Source organism: Rhizobacter sp. (genome assembly GCF_031412075.1).
In the GTDB taxonomy this organism is placed as follows: Bacteria; Pseudomonadota; Gammaproteobacteria; order Burkholderiales; family Burkholderiaceae_C; genus Rhizobacter.
This window is the reverse complement of the sequence record NZ_JANOCG010000006.1, coordinates 1-7,088: the sequence shown is the minus strand read 5'-3', so window position 1 is coordinate 7,088 and position 7,088 is coordinate 1. Positions and strand designations below refer to the sequence as shown.

The following is a 7,088-nucleotide window of genomic DNA, read 5'->3' as shown; positions in this document are numbered from 1 at the left end:
AAAGCCGCCTACCGCTGGAGCGAGCGGGCGATGACGTATGCCTCGGCGGCGCGAGGCGACAAGGCGGGAGGTTTCAACCTGGCGCGGGTGCAGTCTTCGAACGGCAGCACCAGCGGCGGGTCCGGCATCTTGCCGGTGACGAACACGCAGTTCCCAGCCGAGAAGGTGGACAGCTACGAGCTGGGCACCAAGACGAGCTGGGCGGGCGGCAACCTGCTGCTCAATGCTGCGCTGTTCCATTCAAGGTACAGCGACTACCAGCTCAACACCTTCAGCGGCATCAGCTGGGTGGTCGCGTCGATCCCCGAGCTCACGACCCGCGGTGTGGATGTCGACCTGCAGTGGCAAACCGACGTCACCGGCCTGTCGTTACAGGGCGGCGTGGGCTACACCAAGGCGAAGTACGGTGACGACCGGCTGGCCGACACATCGCTCGCCACGCTGCCCGGCAGCACTGCAGGCTTTGCACCCGAGTGGACGGTCTCGGCCGGCTTCGGCTACGAGTGGAACATCGGCAACAGCCTGTTGGGCCGCTTCAACCTCGGCGCGAAGTACAGCAGCCGCTACAACACCAGCACCACCCCCAACCCGCTGACGGAGCAGAAGGCCTTCACGCTGGTCGACGCGCGCCTGGGCGTCGGCTCGCTCGGCAAGAGCTGGAGCCTGGAGCTGTGGGGCCACAACCTGACCAACGAGGTGTATTCGCAGGCCTCGTTCGGGCCAGCCCTGCAAACCGGCGCCATCAACGGCTTCCTGGGTGCACCCCGCACCTATGGCGTCACGCTGCGCAAGAGTCTCTGAGCCACGTTATTCAAGCAGTAAGGATCACGATGAAACGCACTTTCAAACCCCACCCGATCAATGTCAGCCGGCGTCAGCTGGTCCTGTCGGCCGCCAGCGCCGCGCTCGCCTCGCCGCTGTTCGCCCGCGCCGCACCCGGCGACAGCGCCGACGAGATCCTCATCGGCCAATCGGTCGCGCTGACGGGCCCGGCCGCGCCCTCGTTCGAAGTTTTGCTGCGTGGCCAGGACCTCGCGCTGAAAGAGTTCAACGCCAAGGGCGGCGTCAACGGCCGCCCGGTCAAGCTGATCAAGCTCGACGACGGCTACGACACCAAGAAGTGCGCCGACAACGTCAGCAAGCTGATCGACGAGCACAAGGTGGTGAGCCTGTTTGGCCTGGGCAGCACCGCCGGGGTGGGCGCGACGCTGCCGATCCTGCTGGAGAAGAAGGTGCCGCTGATCGGCGTGTACACCGGCTCGCCCAGCCTGCGCGCGAAGCAGCACCCCTACTTCTTCACCACCACGGCGAGCTACCGGGACGAAGTGGTGCAGATGATCCGCAACCAGGTGACGCTGCAGCGCTCGCGCATCGGTTTGGTCTATGGCAACAGCCCCTTCGGTCACCTCATGGTACCGGTGGTGGACGAAGTGGCCAAGGAGATGGGCGTGACGATCGTCAGCCGCGCGTCGCTCGAAATCACCGGCACCGATGCGGTGGCCGCTGCCCAGACCATTGCCAAGGAGCGCCCGCAGGCCGTGATCATGATGGCCTTCGGCACCGGCATCTTCCCCTTCATCAAGGCCGCACGATCGATCATCGGCGCGCCCTTGTACTGCCCTTCGATCGCCAATGCAAAAGCCTTGCTCGATGCGCTGGGCGATGACGCGCGCGGCCTGGCCTACACCGTCACCACCCCCTACCCGTGGCGCCAGACCACGCCGCTCATGCGCGACTACAACGCCGCGATGGAAGCGGCCAAGCTGCCGGTCGACTACGACCACCTCACGGGCTACCTCAACATGCGCTCGCTGCTGGCGGTGCTGGCGCGGGCGGGCAAGCAGGTCACGCCGCAGGGGCTGGTGGCCACGGTCGAGCGCATGAAGAAGGTCGACCTCGGCGGCTACGTGCTCGATTTCAGCCCCAACAACCACCACGGGTCCAGGTTCGTCGAGACGGTGGTCGTGGGGCCGGGCGGGCGCTACATGCGCTGACAGGCAACAGACAACCACCAGGAGACACAGATGACAACGTGGAAAAGACGGTTCGGCCCTTCACTCTTTCTCGGCCTCGCACTTCAGGCGGGCACGGCCTTCGGCCAAGCCGGCGAGACGGTTCGCATCGCCGTGATCGACCCGATGTCGGGTTTTGCTGCGGCAGCGGGTGCCAACGCGCTTCACATCTTTCAGTTCCTCGCCGAGCGTGAGAGCAAGAGCAACCCGGCCAGGGTGAAGTACGAGGTCGTGGCATTCGACAACAAGATGTCACCGCAGGAGACCTTGAGCACGCTCAAGGCGGCCGCCGATCAGGGCTTCCGCTACGTGACACAAGGCATTGGCTCGGCGGCTGGCCTCGCGTTGATGGATGCCATCGGCAAGCACAACGAGCGCAACCCTGGCAAGGAGATCGTCTACCTGAATCACAACGCCATTGACCCGACCATGACCAATGAGGCGTGCAACTTCTGGCACTTCCGCTTCGAGCCGGATGTGTCGATGAAGATGGAGATCCTCACCTCGGCCATCAAGGACACACCGTCGATCAAGAAGGTTTACCTCATCAACCAGAACTACGCGCTCGGCCACCAGGCGGTGAAGTACGCGCGGGAGATGCTGGGCCGCAAGCGCCCTGACGTGCAGATCGTGGGCGACGATTTGCACCCCATTGGCCAGACCAAGGATTTCACGCCCTACGTGGTGAAGATCAAGCAGTCCGGCGCCGATGCGGTCATCACCGCGAACTGGGGCCCCGACATTGCGCTGCTCTTCAAGGCGGCGAAAGATGCGGGGCTGGACGTCGCCTTCTACACCTACGCGGCAGGCGGACCGGGCGCTCCTGCGTTGCTGGGCGACTATGGCCTGGGGAAGGTCAAGTACGTGGGCACGGCCTATACCAACATGCCCGGTGAAGCGACGCAGATCCGTCAGGCGTTCGAAGCGCGCTACAAGGAAGACTTCACCATTCCCTCGGCGATCGCGATCTACAAATCACTGAGTGCGGCTATCGCCAAGGCGAAATCGACCGATCCGGTGAAGGTGGCCAAGGCCTTGGAAGGCATGAGCGTGAAAACCTCGATCGGCGAGGTAACCCTTCGCGCATCGGACCACCAGCTGCAACAGGCCCTCTACCTCGTGAGCTGGGGCAAGACCGACAAGCAGAACCCCGACGGCCGCGAAGGCACAGGCAACACCTGGATCGGCGAGAAGCTCTACGCGTCGTACGTTTCAAGCACGCCGACGACCTGTCAGATGAAGCGACCCAACTGAGCCGATGACCAGCGCCGGCAAGGCCTTGGTTGGCGTCCGGAGCTGGCTGCAACCATCCAGATGGAGCCTGTTGCGGTCTCACTCTTTGATGGGTAGCAAGAGACAGGAGCTGTGCTCTCCATCCGTGTGAATGACGTGCTGCCCACTGTTGACACTGCCGTACTCGCGGATCGCGGGCATCGGTGTTCCCAGCGGGTTTCTCGAGCTGATGACGAAGCGGAGTTGCTCGCCGGGATGGAAGCCAAGGTCTATCGGCAACAGACCGATTTCGATGTCGACGATCTCGGTGGGCGAGAGCTTCTCGACACGGTCGACGTTGTGGGAGGGCACCTCATCGCTCGACCCGTCGCAGCAGCTCTGGAAGAGCTGGTGGCGATCATCGCCCCCGCCATTCAGCAGATCCTGGCTCCGCAACGCCAAAGTTGACAAGGCACGTCAAGCACCAAGCATGGACTGGCCTGCTCACTTTCGGCCGCTCCTACTCGACAGCGACAACAGCGGGCTCAGTCAGCAAGGGTAGTAGAAGCGACGGGCACGATCGTGTAGCCGTTGCGACCGTGTGCCTTGGTCATGTAAAGCGCATCGTCTGCCGCCTTCAGCAGGTCTGCTGGTGCGCGCTCATCTTCCGCGGGAATGAGGATGCCGCCGATGCTGGACGAGACCCTCAACGCCGTGCCGTTGGCCTGCATCGGTTGCGCCATGGCTAGCGCGATCTTCTGCGCGACTTTCTCGAGTGGCTCCGCACTGCGGAGGCCTTCGAGGACGATGACGAATTCGTCGCCAGCGAAGCGCGCGATGAAGTCGGTGTTGCGCACTGCACCGGTCAGGCGCTGTCCAAAGGCCACCAGCACAGCATCGCCGACAGCATGGCCGTGCCCATCGTTGATGTGCTTGAACCGATCTATGTCCAGGAACATCAGGCCGGTCGACGTGCCTTGACGGCGGGCACGGGCCAGCGCTTCAGGCAGGCGCTCTTCGAGCCGGCGGCGATTGGGCAGGCGCGTCAGCGGGTCGGAAAAAGCCAGCATGGCCATGTCGCGTTCGGCCGTGCGCAGCTCCGTGATATCGGTCGTGAGGATGTAGAGGCCCTGCACTCTGTCGTGGTCGTCGCGGTCCGGCACGTAGAGCGCCTGCAGGCACCGCTGAATCCCCTGCAGGGAGGTCTCGAGTTCGAAGGAAACTCGTTCGCCCGCCATCGCCTTCGCCAGCGCGGCCTCGCGTTCTGCGTAAGCGGCTTCCCCCGCGATGTCTCGAAAGGGTGTTCCAGTGATGTCGTTCCACCGAACGCCGACCCACTCGCGGAACTTGCGGTTGGCGAACTGGACGCGCAGGTCGGCGTCGATGTAGGTGATGCCCGCGGGCACGTTGTCGGTGATGGCGCGCAGCCGCTGCTCGCTGCGCACAAGCCGCTCCTGAAGCTCGCGCAGGCTGCTGATGTCGAAGGTCATCAACAGGTAACCAACGACATCCCCGCTGCAGCCACGGTCGGGTACCAGGTTCGTTTGGTAGTGAATGGTTCTTCCCTCGAAAACGCCAGCGCCTTCATAGCGCGCGCGCTCGCCGGCCAGCACTTTCGGCAGATGCGACGAAAAGAGCGCGTACTCCTGCGGTGACAGCAGGTCCAATAGCCGCATTCCGAGCGCCTGCTCCAGGCGTAGCCCGTAGATCTGCAGGGCGCGTTCGTTGACGAACAGACACCGGCCCTCTCGGTCGAAACGCGCCACCATGGCCGGCAGATGGTCGAGCACGGCGTGGAGCCGGTCTTCTTCATCCAGATGGCCTGCGTGCCGGGCGAGCCGGTTGATGAGCCAGCGGGCCAGGCGGGCCAACCGCGGGCGAGGGGGAGCAGGAAGGCCGGGCATCCATGGTTATCGGCTCGGGAGACTCCTGCTTGAGCCGGTGATCACGGGACCGTTCGCCGATTCCGGCGGTGTGAAACCTTGACGGCATTCTTTCGACGAGAGTTGGGCTCGTCCCGATTTCAACTGATTGCGATTTGGACGTCTGAATGACTGGAATGAGGCGGTGACCATGGGGTCATGTCGCGGTCGCGAAGGACCGCAATCGCTGTATGACGGATGCTCACTTTCACCCAGCGCACGACGCCGAGCATGAAGATGCGGCGACGCCCGAAGTGATTGCTGCGCGACGCCTGCGGCAGGTTGGGCCGACATGGCGCAGAGCCGCTCCGCTCCGCCATCGACTCGGCGCCGCCACGGCCGCGGCTCTGCCGATCCGCGAGCAGCGCAAGCGACTGCGAAGCCAACCACGCTGACTTCCGCCGTCAGCGGCGCCGGTCGGGCCGCCCTCAGGCCCTCAGGCCGTCAGCACCCAGCCGAGCGCCACCAAGCACGCCAGCACCAGCGCACCAAAGCCCATGGCAGGCCCGAGGCGGCGCCAACGGCTCGCCGGTACCGGGGGCATCGGCTTGTAGGGCATGCGCCCATAACCCACATGGCTCTGTGGAAGCGGCTGGCCGGCATCCATCGCGTCAAACAGGCTTGCTCGCAACGGCGGCAAGCTGGGTTCGGCTTCTTCGGTGAGGGTGGGAACGGGCGGGTTCTCGAACGGCTCGACGTCTTCGGGTGCGATCACCGGGCCCCGGCCAAAGTTGGCCAGCAAGGCCAGCACGCTCTCTGACGAATTCAGTGGGTACTCGTTCTTGGGGCGCTCCGGCAAGGGCCGTTTTGGCCGCCGAGGCGGTTTGATGAGTTTCACTGGCGTACCGCCCTGCGACTCGGGCGCGAAGAGCGCACGGAACTCGGCCACGCTGCCGGGGCGGTCGGTCAGCGGCAATGCCAGCGCCGCGTCGATGGCGCTCAAGAACTCGGGCGCATAACCCAGGGCCGAGGCGCTGTCCTTCAGCCGGGCAAGCGCTTCAGCCAAGGGTTCAGCGTGTGCGGCGCCCCCGGCAGACCAGTGGTTGCTGATCGCAAAGTGCAGCACCGAGGCCAGCGCATGCAAGTCGACGCGGGTCATTTGCTGCAAACGGTGAGGGTTGGCGTAAGCGTCGACGTGCGGCTCGCTCAGGTCACTCAACACCGCCTGGTGGACGGCATCAAAGTCCATCAACACCGGGTGCTCGCCGTTGAGCATGAAGATGTTGACCGGCTCGATCTGGCCGTGCGCCAAGCCCGCGTCGTTGAGTACTGAAATCGCGCCGAGCAGGCCGTCGAACAGGGCTTGCAGCTGCTCTTGGCTCGCGGGTTCGTCGCGCTTGCTCCGTTGTGCGAGCAAGGTCGTTCCCGTCAGCAAGGGCATCACCCGGTAGGCGGTGCCATTGGCCTCCCAGACACACGTCACGCTCAGCAGGTGAGGGTGGTTGAACTGCGAGAGGGTGAGTGCTTCGGTGACGAAGGACTGGAGCCCGCGCTGAAAGGCCTCGTCGTGCGACGGGTCGGTGAGCTCCAACCGACCCTCGGCGTTGCGCATCACAAGCGACGACGGCAGGTACTCCTTGATGGCCACCGTGTTGTGCTCGGTCGCGTGGGTGGCGAGGTAGAGCACGCCGAAGCTGGTCAAGCCGAGAACCTGGGTGATTTCGAACTCTTCCAGCATGTAGCCAGGCTGGAGCGCTTGCCCCGCTCCCACGGGGAGGCGGCCAGGTGGCTGAAGAGGTTCGAACAAGTTCATCGCGTCAGGCAGGGGCAAAAACAATGCCCGGGCGGGTGAAAGTGTGTATTTTGACGCGCTTCGGGGGGGATCTCCGGCCTGTCACGGCACCCTGCTTGAGGGGTGCCGGGAGGGCCAATCAACGCCTTTGGTACTGCTGGGCGCCAAAAAGTGCCTCGCGCGCCTTGCCGTCCACCAGCGGCTTGCGCA

Annotated in this window: 6 protein-coding genes; 3 read left to right on the top strand and 3 right to left on the bottom strand. The window is 64.4% G+C overall.

What is annotated here, in order from left to right; translation table 11 throughout:
• The 3 genes from RMO40_RS00180 to RMO40_RS00170 form a co-directional block, all read left to right on the top strand.
• Nucleotides 1–801: TonB-dependent receptor domain-containing protein (locus tag RMO40_RS00180; protein ID WP_309714775.1), on the top strand; the 801-nt coding region annotated here is incomplete at its 5' end.
• A 29-nt stretch (nucleotides 802–830) separates the two neighbouring features.
• Complete coding sequence (locus tag RMO40_RS00175; RefSeq protein WP_309714773.1) at nucleotides 831–1,994, top strand: ABC transporter substrate-binding protein; 1,164 nt, start codon at nucleotides 831–833, stop codon at nucleotides 1,992–1,994.
• A gap of 30 nt (nucleotides 1,995–2,024) precedes the next feature.
• Nucleotides 2,025–3,266 carry an ABC transporter substrate-binding protein gene (locus RMO40_RS00170; protein WP_309714771.1) on the top strand — a complete coding sequence of 414 codons (1,242 nt, stop codon included), beginning with the start codon at nucleotides 2,025–2,027 and terminating at the stop codon, nucleotides 3,264–3,266.
• 78 nt (nucleotides 3,267–3,344) lie between these two features.
• Here RMO40_RS00170 and RMO40_RS25450 read toward each other — a convergent pair whose 3' ends face one another.
• The 3 genes from RMO40_RS25450 to RMO40_RS00155 all read right to left on the bottom strand — a co-directional run bounded on the left by RMO40_RS25450 (nucleotide 3,345) and on the right by RMO40_RS00155 (nucleotide 6,857).
• On the bottom strand, nucleotides 3,345–3,596 hold the full coding sequence (locus tag RMO40_RS25450; RefSeq protein WP_489660082.1) for a CocE/NonD family hydrolase C-terminal non-catalytic domain-containing protein: 252 nt from the start codon (nucleotides 3,594–3,596) through the stop codon (nucleotides 3,345–3,347).
• Nucleotides 3,597–3,769: 173 nt separating this feature from the next.
• Nucleotides 3,770–5,095 (bottom strand): diguanylate cyclase domain-containing protein, encoded by a 1,326-nt coding sequence (locus tag RMO40_RS00160; RefSeq protein ID WP_309714767.1) that lies wholly within the window; start codon nucleotides 5,093–5,095, stop codon nucleotides 3,770–3,772.
• 487 nt (nucleotides 5,096–5,582) lie between these two features.
• Nucleotides 5,583–6,857 (bottom strand): protein kinase domain-containing protein, encoded by a 1,275-nt coding sequence (locus RMO40_RS00155; RefSeq protein WP_309714765.1) that lies wholly within the window; start codon nucleotides 6,855–6,857, stop codon nucleotides 5,583–5,585.
• Between the last annotated feature and the right edge of the window lie 231 nt (nucleotides 6,858–7,088).

Excerpts from the sequence above, each read along its gene's own strand:
- RMO40_RS00170 (WP_309714771.1), top strand. The coding sequence starts at position 2,025 with ATGACAACGTGGAAAAGACGGTTCGGCCCTTCACTCTTTCTCGGCCTC.
- RMO40_RS00175 (WP_309714773.1), top strand. The coding sequence starts at position 831 with ATGAAACGCACTTTCAAACCCCACCCGATCAATGTCAGCCGGCGTCAG.